Raw genomic sequence first — 14,689 nt, 5'->3', positions numbered from 1 at the left:
GTCAGTCTGCGCCGTTCTCGTCGATGCGGTTTCCGCGCTTCACCGGCGGCGAGACGGGCTTTCGCGCATCGTCCTTGCCGTCGCGGTCGGCGTCGGCGTCGGCTTCAGCGGTGGCGGCATCGTCGTCCGGCCGTTCGCCGAGCGGCTCGCCGATGATCTTGCCGATCGCATCCTGCACCGATTCCCGGGCCTGGCGAACGCGTGCACGCTCCTCAGCGGGAGTGACGTCCCCGTTCTGCGACGACGCATCTTGGGACGACGCGTCCTTGACCGAGATCGTCATGCTTGAGATCTTTTGCGCGGGTCATGCCGTCGCCTCCAAGGATTGTGCATCGGCGCGCGGCGTAGGTGCCGGCATGGAGTCCCCGTCGAAGCCGCGTGCGCGCGCCCATGCGGCGGCGGCGTTGCGACGGTTGACGCCGATTTTCGAATAGATCCGTGCGACGTGGTTGCGCACGGTGTTGCCGGATACGTTGAGCGTGCGCGCGATCGACTTGTCGTCGAGCCCGCGACAGATCAGCGCCAGCACCTCGCGCTCGCGCTGAGTCAGTTCGTCCAGCCCGACGCCCATCGGCTCGACCTGCGGCGTACGGATCCGCGCGAGCTTCTCCATGATCGAGCGGCTGAGCCAGCTCGTGTCCTTCATCACCGCCTCGATCGCGTGGACCAGTTCGCGCTCGGATGCCTTGCGCGTACTGATGTCGCGCATCGCCCACAGCACGCAGGCTTCTTCGCCGAGCATGATCGGTTCGGTCGACACGATGCAGTCGATGACCTCGCCGTCCTTGAGACGGAGACGGACCTCGCGGTCGCGGATCGGCGTGCCGGCCTCGATCTCGCTTTCCATCGCCTCGCGCAGCGCCGGGGTCTCCCACAGGTCGACCTCGTCGAGCGGTCGCCCGACGATCTCGTCCGCGGTGTAGCCCGTCAGGCCGGTGAAGGCCTCGTTCACGTCGCACAGCCGGTGGCCGTCGAGCGCACCGATCGCCAGCGCCACGGGTGCGAGCGAGAACGTCCGCGTGAACCGCTCCTCGCTCTGGCGAAGCGCCTGCTCCGCCTTCCGCCGCGGTTCGAGATCGGCGAAGGTGAACAGCATGCACGGCTGCCCGCTCATGTCGATCGGCTGGCCGGCGACGATGACCAGCTTGGTCGCGCCACCGGGAAGGTCCAGCTCGGCCTCCATCTGCGGGATGGTGCGGCCCTCCTTCAGGCGCTCCTTGGCGAGGTCGCGCTTGTCGGCGCGCGCCAGCACGTCGATATCGTAGACACTGCGCGACAGGATGGCGTCGCGGTCATGCCCGGTCATGTCGATGAAGCCCTGGTTGACCTTCACGAAACGAAGGTCGCACAGGCGGGCGATGATTGCCGGCGCCGGATTGGCGTTGAACGACTGTTCGAACCGGTCCTCCGCCTCAAACCGCGCCGACACGTCCTGGATGATCAGGACGAGGCATTCCGGCTCTTCCGCCTCGTTGGTGAGGACGAGGCTTCTGACCTGGTGGACCCAGCGCGGCTCCCGCTCACCCGCGACCGCGACCTCGACGACCACCTGCGAGAACGCCTCGCCCGACACCACCCGCTCGATCGGATAGTCCGCGTCGTTCAGCTTGTGGTTGTTGCGATACCGCAGCTGGAACCGCTGGCGGTAATCGTCGACCGTGCTGCCGAGATCCTCGACCGATTCGACCCCGTGCATCCCGAGCGCCGCATGGTTGGCCCACAGGATCGCCTGGTCGGGATCGATGAGAATCACGCCCTCGTTCAGCCCCGCGATGATCTGGCGCAGGTGGCGCAGATCGGCGGAGTCGCGGAGCGACTTGAGGGCGGGCGCCAAGGGGGCGGGGTCCGTAGCCACGGGATCAGTCGCGCCGGCCGTGCACGAGCCAGGCGATGCCGTAGCCGACCGCGGCCGCACCGAGCGCCCACAAGATAGGGGCGTCCTGCGCCGAAGCCTGGGCCGATGCGGCACCGCGACGGGCGACCTCGGCGGCGCGCTCGCCGGCGTCGCGGGCTTCGCTGCCGATCTTCTCGGCCAGCTCGGGGGCGCCATCGACCGCATCGTTGATCGCCGACTTGGCGCGACCGTACAGATTCTGCGCGCCACCGGCGACCTGGTCGACGACGCCGTCGACCTGCCAGTCGCGGCTGTTCACGGTGTCGCCGATAGCCTTTTCGACCTTGCCGCCGACATAGCGGGCGCCGCCCTGAAACTCGTCCTTGTTCATGATCGTATTCCTTTCAGAAATCACGTCTCGCATCGCGTGACCGCGATCGGCGGCATCGAAGGCGTGCTCGTTACGCCACCGTTGCAACCGGACTGGACGCATAAACTGCCGTCTAAGCGCTTGGTTCCTGGTAGTTTTGTGCCACCGTCTAGTCGGTATGTACCACGTCGGGACAGTGGGCCGGGCCAGTGGCGGGCGTCATCCACGACCCGCTTTCACGCAGCCGTTTTCGCCCGGTCCTTCGTCTCCGGCATCGCGATGAGGTACAGCGCCAGCCCTAGGCCGGCGATGGTCGCGAGCGTCAGGAAACTTGCGGTGTAGCCCGACCAGACAATGATCGCCCCTGCGAGGGTCGCGGACAGCGCGGCGCCGAGACCCTGTACGCTCGCCACCGCACCCTGGCTCACGTTGAACCGACCGGTGCCCTTGGTCAGATCGGCGATCACCACCGGGAACAGCGCACCGAAGATGCCAGCGCCGACGCCATCGAGCGCCTGCACGCCGACGAGCCACCACGGATTGTCCGACACGGTGTACAGCGCGCCGCGCGCTGCGAGGAACCCGAACGCGACCAGGAACAGCGGCTTGGTGCCCCATTTCTCGGTATTGCGGCCGACCACGATCGCGACCGGCACCATCACCAGCTGCGCGGCGACGATGCAGGCGGCGGTGAGCGAGGTCGCCTGATCCTTGCCGACGGTGCGTGAGAGCAGCTGGCTGACCGATGTCAGCATCGCCGCATTGGCGAGGTGGAACAGGAAGGCGGTGACCGCGAAGATCATCAGCGGCTTATTCTCGATCAGCATCTTCCAGCCGCTCGGTTCCTCGCAATCGTCCTCGGGCTCGCAATCGAGGCCGCGCGCGACCGCGTTGTCGATGTCGTCATTGTCGATCCGCGACGCCGTCACGATGCTGGCGACGGTCAGCGCGCCCATCAGCCAGAACACGACGACCGGCCCGAACTTCCATGCGAGCACGCCCGCCAGCGCCGCCGACACCGCGTTGCCGGCATGATTGAACGCCTCGTTGCGGCCGACCCGCTTGGCGAACAGCTTGGGTCCGACCAGGCCGAGCGTGATCGCCGAGATCGCCGGGGCGAACACCGCACCGGCGATGGCAGCGATCGACTGGGTGACGGCGACCGCGGTGAAGCCCGTGACGATCGGCAACGAGATGCTGCTGAGCGTGACGAGCAATGCCGCGATCATGACGATCCGCGGCTTGTTCCTGCCGCGATCGATCAGGCCGCCGGCGGGGTCTGCGAGATCAGCCCGACGATCCCGGCGATGGTCAGGATCATGCCGACCGTCGCCTCGTTCCAGCCGTGCGCCGGACCGCGCACCGCGACAAGATAGATCGCAAGATACGGTCCGAGGCCGTCGCGCACGTCGGCAAGGAAGAAGTTCAGCGCGTCGAGCGTCCTGTTCGGCGCGGACTTTCCGCCCCCTCGGAACCACCCTTTTTGCCGGCGTCTTCGGTGAAACCGTCACCCGTCGTGCTGGCCATGGCAATTCCCTGAAAGTCGGTGTCGCGGAACCCGGCGCGGTCGGGAAACCCGTCGGCCATCGGATCGCTAAAGCTATCGCCCGGGGAAAGTTTCCGCGGACTATAAATATAGTTGGATCAGATATTCCCCAGTGAAGTCAGGAGCTAAACCGAAACTGAACGGCGCGGTTCAGCGTCGGATCGTGAATAAAATGTCACGGAACGATGATCATCCAGCCACGCTATGGGGCGGCGCTCGACCGGGAAGCGCGTGAGGACTTTGGGGCTGGTTTAATGGCAAGAGACGGCGCGCGCCGCGGCCCCAACAAAAGCGGCCCCAACAAGAACGGACTCGATAGGTGAACATGGCGATGACGAAGACGACCCGGCGGCTCGGCGCGCGGAGGCTGGCCGCGTGACATTGCCGGTCTATGCGATCTGGGCGATCTGTTTCGTCGCCACGTTCGGCGTGATCACGCGCCCGTTCAAATTGCCCGAGGCGGTCTGGGCGGTCGCCGGTGCTGCGCTGCTGCTGGTGTTCGGGCTGATGTCGCCCGGTGCCGCGTGGAGTGCGGTGCTGAAGGGTGGCGACGTCTATCTTTTCCTGATCGGGATGATGCTGTTGTCCGAAGTCGCCCGCGACGAGGGGCTGTTCGACTGGGTCGCCGAGCACGCCGTCCGGCTGGCCAGGGGATCGACCAGCCGGCTGTTCGCGCTGGTCTTCGGCGTCGGTATCGTCGTCACCACCTTCCTGTCGAACGACGCGACCGCGGTGGTGCTGACCCCCGCCGTCTATGCCGCGGCGAAGAGGGCGAAGGCGGATCCGCTGCCGATGCTGTTCGCGTGTGCACTGATCGCCAACGCCGCGAGCTTCGTGCTGCCGATCTCGAACCCCGCGAACCTCGTGCTGTACGGCGGCGCCATGCCGTCGCTCGGCGCGTGGATGGCGTCGTTCGCGCTGCCGTCGCTGCTGTCGATCGGTGTGACGTTCCTGGTGCTGCGCTGGGTCGAGCGCGAGCGCCTCACGGGCCAGTGCGAGACCGTCGTTGAGACCGGTACGCTGCCCCGGGGCGGGAAGATCGCGCTCGGCGGGATCGTCGCGACCGCGGTGCTGCTGATCGCGGCGTCGGCGCAGGGGCATGATCTCGGCCTGCCGACCTGTCTCGCCGGGATCGCGACGATGGCGGCGATCTGCATCGGTGGCCGCAAGTCGCCGTTTTCGACGCTCCGTTCGGTATCCTGGGCGGTGTTGCCGCTGGTCGCCGGGCTGTTCGTGCTGGTCGAGGCGCTGGCGAGCACCGGCGTGATCGCGATGCTGGCGCGCTGGCTGGCGGCGAGCGCGGCACGATCGCCATCGGTCACCGCCGGCGTGGCGGGCACGATCCTGGCGTTCGGATCGAACGTGATGAACAATTTGCCGGCCGGGCTGATCGCCAGCACCACGATAGAGCAGGCGCACGTCCCGCAGATCGTCACCGACGGCTTGCTGATCGGCGTGGACCTGGGGCCCAACCTGTCGATCACCGGTTCGCTCGCGACCATCCTGTGGCTGACCGCGATCCGCCGCGAAGGCGAGGACGTCGGTTTCTGGCGCTTCCTGAAGGTCGGGGCGCTGGTGATGCCGCCCGCGCTGTTCGCGGCACTCGGCGCGCGGTTGCTGCTTGGGTAGGGGATCGTTCGAACGCGTGGATCGCAGTCACGCATAACCGGAAATTGGAGGCCCGACCGGGAATCGAACCCGGGTGCGAGGATTTGCAGTCCTCTACGTCACCACTCCGCCATCGGGCCCCGATGCGTGAAGGCGGCGCAAATGCTTCGTTTTGTCGTCGCGGTCAACCGTCAGTTAGGGGCGGGCAGGCGATTATTCCGCGGTGGCTGGTGCGCGCCGACGACGGGACGGGCGATCGGACGGCACCAAACCGGATCAAGACTCGCGCCGGAGTGGTTCTTTCCCTAAGGCGACGGTAACGATAAACCGACTTGGGGGCAGGTCGCTTGAGAAAAGATGCGGTTGCGGGCGGAACGAACACTGCGGACGTGGAGGAGGCGGTTTTCGCGATGCCGGCCGGGATGGCGATCCGGTACGATCGGCCGGCCGCCGCGCTCGCCGACTACATCACCGGCTATCACGTCTATCGCTCGAGCGATCCTCCAGGCGGGGAAGGGCAGGTCGACTGGTTCCTGCCGGCGACCGCCAACGTCCGGATCGCTATCGATGCCGGGCCGATCGCGGTGTCGATCGGTCGACGGATCTATGATCCCTTGCCCGCCGCCAGCCTGTTCGGGCCGACCAGTCAGGCGCTGAAGGCGACGACTCACGGCGGCGTGATGATCGGCTTCGGCATCAGCGCGCTCGGCTGGGGAGGCTGATGCGCCGACCGGCGGACGATTTCCGCAATCGGATCGTGCCGTTGGAAGACGTGCTCGGCCGCGGGTTCACCAACCGCCTCGTCGCAGCACTTCAGGCCGCGACGGACGATGCGGCGGTCGCGCCCATTCTCGATGCGCTGTTGATCGAGCGGCTTGGGCCTCCGCACCGCGATGCCCCGCTGATCCGGCAGCTCATGGAAATCCTCGCCAGCGATGGTCCCGCCGACATGACGTCGGCGGCGGCGCGGCTTGATATCCCCACGCATGCGCTTCGCCGTCTCTCGGTCCGGCATTTCGGATTCCCGCCCAAGATGCTGCTGATGCGCGCGCGTTTCCTGCGATCGCTCGTACGGCTGATGTCCACGGGCGAAGCGGCGAACTATGCGCTGATCGACGACAGCTATTTCGATGCGTCGCATTTCCTGCGTGATTCGGGCACGTTCCTCGGCATGACGCCGCGTCGTTTCATGGCGCTCACCAAACCGTTTCTCGAAGCCAGCTTGCGTGCGCGCGATGCCGTATTGGGATCGCCGACCCAGGTGCTGCATGACATCGACACCGCGCCCGCCCGCAAGGTCGGTCATGAGTCCGCACACGCGTCTAAACATTTGTTAGGGGCGCATCGGGTCATTTCCGGCGACGCTGCCGATATTCGCTGCTAGAGCAGTCGACAGAGGTAGTGCTCAGGTCTTCCGCGTGCACCCTCGGCGCTCCGCCCGCGGCATCTCGGTGTCACACGGGCGGGCGGGGCGCCTTCACTTCCCCGCGTCGTGATACCTACCAGCGCGCGATACCTACAGCGGCCGGACCTGCAGCGTCGCGATGGACCGCACCGCTCCTCGAATCACCCGACCCGAAGCACAGCCTGCGTGGAATCCGATCAACCGGCGCTTGGCGGCGGCGCGGTCGCGCGATATCAGGTCGGTACGCAACAAGTGTATTGCACAACTAAAACAGCTGTGCGACAGGATGGCCCATGACGACGACAACTCTCGATACTTCCTCGCTCGCAGCCGAGACGCATGACATCGGCGGGACCGCCATGTCCTCTGCACCCGCTACGTTCGACACGATGCGTCACGCGATGGTCGCGAGCCAGTTGCGCACCAACGCGGTCAACGATCAGCGCGTCGTCGCGGCGATGGCCCGTGTGCCGCGTGAGCAGTTCATGCCCGACGGCGTGCGCTCGATCGCCTACCGCGACACGGCGATCCCGCTCGGTGGCGGTCGTTACGCCAATCTGCCGATGGCGACCGGCCGGCTGCTGACCGAAGCGTATCTGACGGCGACCGACCGCGTGCTGCTGATCGGCGCCGCTACGGGCTATACCGCTGCGGTGCTGAGCGAGATCGTCGGGTCGGTCGTCGCCGTCGAAAGCGACCCGGCTCTGCTGGCGATCGCGCGCACTGCGCTAAAAGGTGTCGGCAACGTCGAACTGGTCGAAGGGCCGATGCAGGACGGTCACGCTGCCGGCGCACCGTATGACGTGCTGATCGTCGACGGCGCGATCGAGTCGGTGCCCGACGCCCTGATCGCGCAGGTCCGCCCGGATGGTCGCGTGACCGCCGGCATCGCCGAGCGCGGGCTGACCCGGCTAGCGTCGGGCCGCAAGACCGATGGCGGCTTCGCACTCGTCGCGTTCGTCGATGTCGAATGCGTAGTGCTGCCGGGCTTCGCAACGCCCAAACCCTTTCAGTTCTGAGGCCCAGCATGCCGCGCACCGCTCATATCCGCCGTCTGCTTGTGAGTGTTGCGCTGATCTATAGCGCTGCACCGGCTCAGGCCGAGACGCTGCGCGAGGCGCTGGCCAAGGCCTATAATACCAACCCGACATTGACCGGCCAGCGTGCGACGCAGCGGGCGACCGACGAGAACGTACCGATCGCCCGTGCGGCCGGGCTGCCGTCGGCCAACGCGACGGGCGATTACACCGAGTTCGTCGTCAACGCGGCGAACAACTTCCTGGCGCCGCAGCGGCAGGGCGTAGCGCGGGCGAACGTCTCCGTGCCGCTGTATCTGGGCGGGCAGGTGCGCAATTCGGTCGCCGCCGCCAAGACCCGTGTCGAGGGCGGGCGTGCGACGCTGCGCAGCACCGAGGCCGATCTGTTCACCAACGTCGTCGCCGCATACATGGACGTGATCCGCGACGAGGCGATCGTCGGCCTGAACACGCAGAATGTCCGCGTGCTCGACGTCAATCTTCAGGCGAGCCGCGACCGGTTCCAGGTCGGCGACCTGACGCGGACCGACGTCGCGCAGTCCGATGCGCGTCTGGCGCTGGCCCGCGCGCAGCTCCAGTCGGCACAGGCGCAGCTGATCACTAGCCGCGAGAACTACATCCAGCTGGTCGGCAGCCCTCCGGGTGTTCTCGAAGCACCGCCGACCCTGCCGCATTTGCCCGACAGCCCCGCCTCGGCGGTGACCGTCGCGATTGAGAATAATCCCGTGCTGATCGCCGCCGCCAAGGAGCGCGACGCGACCCGCTACGACGTCGGCGTCGCGCGTGCGAGCCGCCTGCCGCAGATCAGCGCGGTCGGTGGCGCCAGCTACACCAATTATCTGAACTCGATTCCACCGAGCGGCGGCGGCATCGGCGCGGGCAGCACGCCCAACGCGAACAAGGCGGTGCAGGCCGGGCTGTCGCTGACCTTGCCGCTGTTCCAGGGCGGCCGCCCCGCCGCGCAGGTCCGCCAGGCCGAAGCGTTGCAGTCGCGTGCGATCGAGAACGTGACCGCCACCGAACGCAACGTCATCTCGCAGGCGCGGTCTTCCTATGCCACGTGGCGGTCGTCCGAGCAGGTGATCCAGTCGTCCGAGACCGCGGTCAATGCGAACAAGCTGAGCCTCGAGGGCGTCCGCGCCGAGAACAGCGTCGGCACGCGCACCATCCTCGACATTCTCAACGCCGAGCAGGAATTGCTCAACAGCCAGGTCACTCTCGTGACCGCGCGACGCGACGCCTATGTCGCGGGCTTCGCGTTGCTGGCGGCGATGGGGCAGGCCGAGGCGCGCGATCTGGGACTCGACGGCGGCGTGCTGTACGATCCGGTCGCCAATTATCAGCGCGTCCGCCACAAGATCTGGGATTTCGGCGGCGATGGCGAGCCGGTCCCGGTCGCCACCAGTACCGCGCAATCGCCCGCCCAGGATGCCCGCGTTGCACCGCAACGCGACCCGTTGCTCGATACGCCGGTTGACAGGAACCCCGCCTTAACCACAGGTATGGCGGCGCCGAGCCGCCAATAGGGGTGCGCGCGGCTACGGGGTTTGGGATGGTCCGGATGGGGGACGTGAACGGCGAGCCGTCGATGGAGGAAATCCTCTCGTCGATCAAACGCATCATCGCCGAAGAGGGCGACACGCCCGGCCGGTCGCGCCGTCCGTCGCGGACGATGTCGGCACCTGTCGAGCCTGCCCAGGGTTATCAGGAGCCCGCCTATCGGGACGCCGCGTATCTCGACGACGAGAACGACGACGATGAGATTCTCGAATTGAGCGATCCGATGCCGATGGTCGACCGTACACCCCGCACGCCGAAATCCCCGGTACTGACGTCGGTCGATGCCGCGCCGGAACCGCGTCAGGCCACAGCCAAGCCGCAGGCACAGGTCCAGGCGCCGCCCGCGGAGGCGACCTCCGAGTCGATCGTGTCGCGCGAAACCGCCGCCGCAACGCGCGCGCCGCTCGAAGCGTTGACGCGGATGATGATTAAACCCGACACCAATAGCGACGGTACGCTCGAGGGGCTGGTCCGCGAGATGCTGCGGCCGATGCTGCGCGAGTGGATCGATGCGAACCTGCCTCATATGGTCGAGGACATGGTCGCGCGAGAAATCGCCAAGATCATGAACCAGCAGCCTTAATCTTCGCGTCGCCCCGGCGGGAACCTGCGTGGTTCCGCCGGGGTTACGCTTTCCATGTCCGATCCGAGCACGCAAAATCCGGTAGCCCAGCAGGCCCCGACCCTTGCTCCGGTCGAGGGAAGGCCGAGCAACCGTATCGCGCCTGCCGACGCGGGTAGCGACATCTTCTTTGCTGCCGTACAGACCACGCGGATGCCGATGGTCGTGACCGACCCGCACCGCGACGACAACCCGATCATCTTCTGCAACGAGGCGTTCTCGTTCATGAGCGGCTATTCGCAGGACGAGATCCTCGGCAAGAATTGCCGCTTCCTCCAGGGGCCTGAGACGGACCGAGCTGCGGTCGCCGAGGTCCGGGCGGCGATCGAAAAGCGCGAGGAAGTCGCGGTCGAACTGCTCAACTACCGCAAGAACGGGTCGACGTTCTGGAACGCGCTGTTCGTGTCGCCGGTCTTCGCCGAGAATGGCGAACTGCGCTATTTCTTCGCCAGCCAGCTCGATATTTCGCGCCGTCGCGAGGCCGAGGAAGCGCTCCACGAGGCGCAGAAAATGGAGGCGGTCGGCAAGCTGACTGGCGGTATCGCGCATGATTTCAACAATCTGTTGCAGGTCATCCAGGGCTATGCCGATATCCTCGACGCGCGGATCGATGCGAACGATCGCTCCGCCCGACGCGCGGTCGACGCGATCTCGACCTCTGCCTCGCGCGCGGCCACGTTGACGCAGCAACTGCTCGCGTTCGCGCGAAAGCAGGAATTGCGCGATCGGCTGATGAACCTCAACCAGCTGATCGGCGATTTCCGTACGATCCTGGAGCGCAGCATCGGCACCGGCATCACGCTCAAGCGCGACTTGGCCGCCAACCTGTGGAACTGCCGCGTCGATCCGGTCCAGGCCGAGATGGCGCTGCTGAACATCGTTTCGAACGCGCGCGACGCGACGGGCGGCACGGGCAAGGTCACGATCGCGACGCGCAACGCAGTGCTGCCCGAGGACGCCAGCGTCGCGAAGCTCGAACCCGGCGAATATGTCGTCGTCAGCATCTGCGACGACGGCCCCGGCATCGACCTCGCCACCGCCGACAAGCTGTTCGAGCCGTTCTTCACGACCAAGGAAATGGGCAAGGGCGCGGGGCTCGGGCTGGCCATGGTCTACGGCTTTATGCGCCAGTCGGGCGGCCTCGCCACCGTGCGCAATGGCGACAATGGCGGGGCGGAGTTTTCGCTGTATTTCCCGCGCGCGAGTGGCGCGGTCGAACGCAAGCCTTCGGCGCGCGTCGCGCCGCGGTCCGGTGGGGCCGAGCGGGTATTGATGGTGGAGGATCAGGCGGAAGTCGGCGAACTCGGTCGCACGATACTGGAGGATCTCGGTTACGAAGTCGTGCTGGTCAACAGTGCGCGCGGAGCCCTCGACACGCTGGCGCGCGATTCGGACTTCGCGTTGCTGTTCACCGACATCCTGATGCCCGGCGGGATGAACGGCGTCACCTTGGCGCAGTCGGTACGGCGCGATTATCCCCGCACCGCCGTGCTGTTGACGACCGGCTTTGCGGACGAGGCGATCGACGAGGGCAGCCGGTCGTTCGAACTGATCCGCAAGCCGTATCGGCGCAACGAATTGAACGAGCGGATCCGGCAGGTGCTCGACAAGCCCGGCGCGCGGACTTGACCGCGCGTATCTGAGGCACGCGCGGACTTGAGCGCGCGTATCTGAGGCGCGCGCGGACTTGAGCGGGCGTAGCTGAGGCTGGCCTAGCCCGGACACGCTCGCTAAGGCTCCGTGCATGAGCGAGCTTCCCAAAACCTTCGACCCGGCCTCCATCGAATCGCGCTGGTATGCGCATTGGGAGGCGAGCGGCCAGTTCCGGCCCGATCGTCCGAACGCCGAGCCGTGGACGATCGTCAACCCGCCGCCCAACGTCACGGGCTCGCTGCACATCGGCCACGCGCTCGACAACACGCTGCAGGATATCCTGACGCGCCATGCCCGCCTGAAGGGCAAGGATGCGTTGTGGGTGGTCGGCACCGATCACGCCGGCATCGCGACGCAGATGGTGGTCGAGCGCCAGATGGGCGCGCTGACCCCGCCGCAGAAGCGCACCGATTTCTCGCGCGAGGAGTTCGTCGCCAAGGTCTGGGACTGGAAGCAGGAGAGCGGCGGCGAGATCACGCAGCAGCTTCGCCGGCTCGGCTGCTCGATGGACTGGGCGAACGAGCGCTTCACGATGGACGAAGGCTTCTCGAAGGCCGTCCTGAAGGTGTTCGTCGACCTGCACAAGGAGGGGCTCCTGTACCGCGACAAGCGCCTGGTGAACTGGGACCCGGGCCTCGGCACCGCGATCAGCGACCTCGAAGTCGAGACGCGCGAGATCAAGGGCAGCTTCTGGCATCTGCGCTATCCGCTCGCCGACGGGGCGGGCTTTATCGAGGTCGCGACCACGCGGCCCGAGACGATGCTCGCCGACATGGCGGTCGCGGTGAACGGTGCAGACGCACGCTATACCGCACTGATCGGCAAGATGGTCCGGCTCCCGATCACCGGGCGACTGATCCCGATCATTGCGGACGACCATGCCGATCCTGAGCTGGGATCCGGTGCTGTCAAAATCACGCCGGGGCACGACTTCAACGATTTCGAAGTCGGCAAGCGGGCAGGGATGGCTGCGGGGTCGATGCTCAACATGCTCGATGCGAAGGCGCGGGTGGTTCAGGTTTCGGATGGGCTGATCCCCGCCGAGCTACTCGGCCTGACGACCGCTGAGGCGCGGAAAGCCGTCGTTGCGCGGTTGAAGGCCGAAGGCTTCCTGATCCCGCACGTCGACAAAGACGGCGAAGAGCACGACGCCGAGCCGCGCACGATCCAGACGCCGTACGGCGACCGGTCGGGCGTGGTGATCGAGCCGTGGCTGACCGACCAATGGTATGTCGACGCGAAGACGCTCGCGCAGCCCGCGATCGAGGCGGTGCGGACCGGCGCGATCGATATCGTCCCGAAAACCTGGGAGAAGACGTTCTTCAACTGGATGGAGAACATCCAGCCCTGGTGCGTGTCTCGCCAGCTTTGGTGGGGGCACCAGATCCCGGCGTGGTTCGGGGCCGACGGTACGCCGTATGTGGCTGAGACCGAGGCCGAAGCGCAGGCTCTGGCAGGCGAGGGCGTGACCCTAACGCGCGACCCCGACGTGCTCGACACGTGGTTCTCGTCCGCCCTCTGGCCGTTTGCGACGATGGGTTGGCCGGAGGAATCCGATCCGACGCTTGGCGGGCGCTACCCGAACGACGTGCTCATTTCCGGCTTCGACATCCTGTTCTTCTGGAACGCGCGGATGATGATGCAGGGGCTGCACTTCATGAAGGACGTGCCGTTCCGCACGCTGTACCTCCACGGCTTGGTCCGTGCGGCGGACGGCGCGAAGATGTCGAAGTCGAAGGGCAACGTCGTCAACCCGCTCGGCCTGATCGACAAATACGGCGCCGACGCGCTGCGCTTCTTCATGGCGGCGATGGAGAGCCAGGGTCGCGACATCAAGATGGATGAGAAGCGCGTCGAGGGCTATCGCAACTTCGCCACCAAGCTGTGGAACGCGGCCCGGTTCGCACAGGCCAACGGCATCGTCGCCAGCACCACGCTGGAGGCGCCGCGGGCGGACCTCGCGGTCAACAAATGGATCATCGCCGAGACGATCGCGACCGTCCAGACGGTCGACCTCGCGCTTGCCGACTACCGCTTCGACGGCGCTGCCAACGCAATCTACCAGTTCGCGTGGAGCCGGTTCTGCGACTGGTATCTCGAACTGATCAAGCCGCAGATGGTCGGCGAAGAGCGCGGCGTCATCGATAACGAATCGAAGGCGGTCGCGGGCTGGGTGCTCGACCAGATCCTGGTCCTGCTCCACCCGTTCATGCCGTTCATCACCGAGGAATTGTGGCACGCGATGGGCCCCCGCGAGCACGACCTGATCGTCGCGCAGTGGCCGATGGCGGACGCGCGGTCGCTCGATCCGGAAGCGAGCAAGGAGGTCGACTGGCTGATCCGCCTGGTTCAGGAAATCCGCACCGCGCGGAATGAGCTGAATGTGCCGCCGGGCGCGCGCCTGCCGCTTCACGTGCGCGATGCGAATGCGGCGACGTTGGCGCGGCTCGAACGCCAGGCGCCAGCGCTCGCGCGTCTCGCCCGCGTTACGCATGCGGACGGTGAAGCCACCGGCGGCGCGGCGCAGGTCGTGGTCGATGAAGCGACGTTCGTCCTGCCGCTCGAAGGCGTGATCGACCTCGACTCCGAACGCGCCCGCCTGACCAAGGCGATCGCGGCGGCGGAGAAGGAGCGCGATGCGCTGTCGGGGCGCTTGGGAAATGCGAGCTTCGTCGAACGCGCCAAGCCCGAAGCGGTCGAGAAGGCCAAGGCCGACCACGCTGATAAGGCTGCCGAAGCCGCGCGGTTGCACGCAGCATTGGGACGCCTGGGCTGACCTGCTCCCTCCCGCCTGCGGGAGGGGTTGGGGAGGGGCGTGCGTCAAAAGCCGGACGCCAGTACGTACGTCGCGCCCTCTAACCCCTCCCGCAAGCGGGAGGGGGATGCGTGGTTGAAGACTGCTGCGCCCTAACGATATCCCCCCGGCGAAGGCCGGGGCCCAATTGGATGACGTCGCAAACTGCGGCGGCGCTCTGTTACTATGACCTTCCAATTGGACCCCGGCCTTCGCCGGGGCGGCATAGTTGTTTGGAGCAGCGGACCTACCCGCTTGTT

At 66.6% G+C, this 14,689-nt stretch carries 14 protein-coding genes and 1 tRNA gene; 8 read left to right on the top strand and 7 right to left on the bottom strand.

Annotation, left to right across the window (positions count from 1 at the left end; genetic code table 11):
* Window position 1: 1 nt before the first annotated feature.
* The 6 genes from AC0IX7_RS09680 to AC0IX7_RS09655 all read right to left on the bottom strand — a co-directional run bounded on the left by AC0IX7_RS09680 (window position 2) and on the right by AC0IX7_RS09655 (window position 3,791).
* On the bottom strand, window positions 2-283 hold the full coding sequence (locus tag AC0IX7_RS09680; RefSeq protein ID WP_471811603.1) for a hypothetical protein: 282 nt from the start codon (window positions 281-283) through the stop codon (window positions 2-4).
* A 21-nt stretch (window positions 284-304) separates the two neighbouring features.
* Window positions 305-1,834, bottom strand: coding sequence for a PAS domain S-box protein (locus tag AC0IX7_RS09675; protein ID WP_471811601.1), 1,530 nt, complete (start codon window positions 1,832-1,834; stop codon window positions 305-307).
* A gap of 25 nt (window positions 1,835-1,859) precedes the next feature.
* A complete protein-coding gene (locus tag AC0IX7_RS09670; protein WP_254686965.1) occupies window positions 1,860-2,225 on the bottom strand; it encodes a CsbD family protein in 366 nt (121 codons plus the stop codon).
* Between the two features lie 215 nt (window positions 2,226-2,440).
* Window positions 2,441-3,433, bottom strand: coding sequence for an MFS transporter (locus AC0IX7_RS09665; RefSeq protein ID WP_471811599.1), 993 nt, complete (start codon window positions 3,431-3,433; stop codon window positions 2,441-2,443).
* Between the two features lie 32 nt (window positions 3,434-3,465).
* Window positions 3,466-3,612, bottom strand: a complete 147-nt coding sequence (locus AC0IX7_RS09660) for a hypothetical protein (protein WP_471811597.1) — start codon at window positions 3,610-3,612, stop codon at window positions 3,466-3,468.
* Between the two features lie 17 nt (window positions 3,613-3,629).
* Entirely contained in the window at window positions 3,630-3,791 is a 162-nt protein-coding gene (locus AC0IX7_RS09655) for a hypothetical protein (RefSeq protein ID WP_471811595.1), read from the bottom strand.
* A gap of 334 nt (window positions 3,792-4,125) precedes the next feature.
* Between AC0IX7_RS09655 and AC0IX7_RS09650 the strand changes: the two genes are divergently transcribed.
* Window positions 4,126-5,379, top strand: coding sequence for an arsenic transporter (locus tag AC0IX7_RS09650; RefSeq protein ID WP_471811593.1), 1,254 nt, complete (start codon window positions 4,126-4,128; stop codon window positions 5,377-5,379).
* A gap of 45 nt (window positions 5,380-5,424) precedes the next feature.
* Here the strand turns inward: AC0IX7_RS09650 and AC0IX7_RS09645 are convergent.
* Window positions 5,425-5,498 (bottom strand) — tRNA-Cys (locus AC0IX7_RS09645).
* Window positions 5,499-5,768: 270 nt separating this feature from the next.
* Between AC0IX7_RS09645 and AC0IX7_RS09640 the strand changes: the two genes are divergently transcribed.
* The 7 genes from AC0IX7_RS09640 (at window position 5,769) to AC0IX7_RS09610 (ending at window position 14,411) form a co-directional block, all read left to right on the top strand.
* Window positions 5,769-6,080 carry a hypothetical protein gene (locus tag AC0IX7_RS09640; RefSeq protein WP_471811591.1) on the top strand — a complete coding sequence of 104 codons (312 nt, stop codon included), beginning with the start codon at window positions 5,769-5,771 and terminating at the stop codon, window positions 6,078-6,080.
* Window positions 6,080-6,742: a hypothetical protein gene (locus tag AC0IX7_RS09635; RefSeq protein WP_471811589.1), complete on the top strand. Its 663-nt coding sequence runs from the start codon at window positions 6,080-6,082 to the stop codon at window positions 6,740-6,742. Before AC0IX7_RS09640 ends, AC0IX7_RS09635 begins: the two co-directional genes overlap by 1 nt.
* 380 nt (window positions 6,743-7,122) lie before the next feature.
* The gene (locus tag AC0IX7_RS09630; RefSeq protein ID WP_471813822.1) at window positions 7,123-7,782 is read left to right on the top strand and encodes a protein-L-isoaspartate O-methyltransferase family protein; all 660 of its coding nucleotides are present in this window, start codon (window positions 7,123-7,125) and stop codon (window positions 7,780-7,782) included.
* Between the two features lie 8 nt (window positions 7,783-7,790).
* Complete coding sequence (locus AC0IX7_RS09625) at window positions 7,791-9,326, top strand: TolC family outer membrane protein (RefSeq protein ID WP_187503965.1); 1,536 nt, start codon at window positions 7,791-7,793, stop codon at window positions 9,324-9,326.
* Between the two features lie 26 nt (window positions 9,327-9,352).
* Window positions 9,353-9,943: a DUF2497 domain-containing protein gene (locus AC0IX7_RS09620; protein ID WP_471811587.1), complete on the top strand. Its 591-nt coding sequence runs from the start codon at window positions 9,353-9,355 to the stop codon at window positions 9,941-9,943.
* Window positions 9,944-9,997: 54 nt separating this feature from the next.
* A complete protein-coding gene (locus AC0IX7_RS09615) occupies window positions 9,998-11,611 on the top strand; it encodes a histidine kinase famiy protein (RefSeq protein ID WP_471811585.1) in 1,614 nt (537 codons plus the stop codon).
* A 115-nt stretch (window positions 11,612-11,726) separates the two neighbouring features.
* Window positions 11,727-14,411, top strand: a complete 2,685-nt coding sequence (locus AC0IX7_RS09610) for a valine--tRNA ligase (RefSeq protein ID WP_471811583.1) — start codon at window positions 11,727-11,729, stop codon at window positions 14,409-14,411.
* Window positions 14,412-14,689 lie beyond the last annotated feature (278 nt).

Source organism: Sphingomonas sp. AC411 (assembly GCF_979253035.1).
Note: the sequence above shows the minus strand (reverse complement) of the source record. Positions and strands in the feature narration are given on the sequence as shown.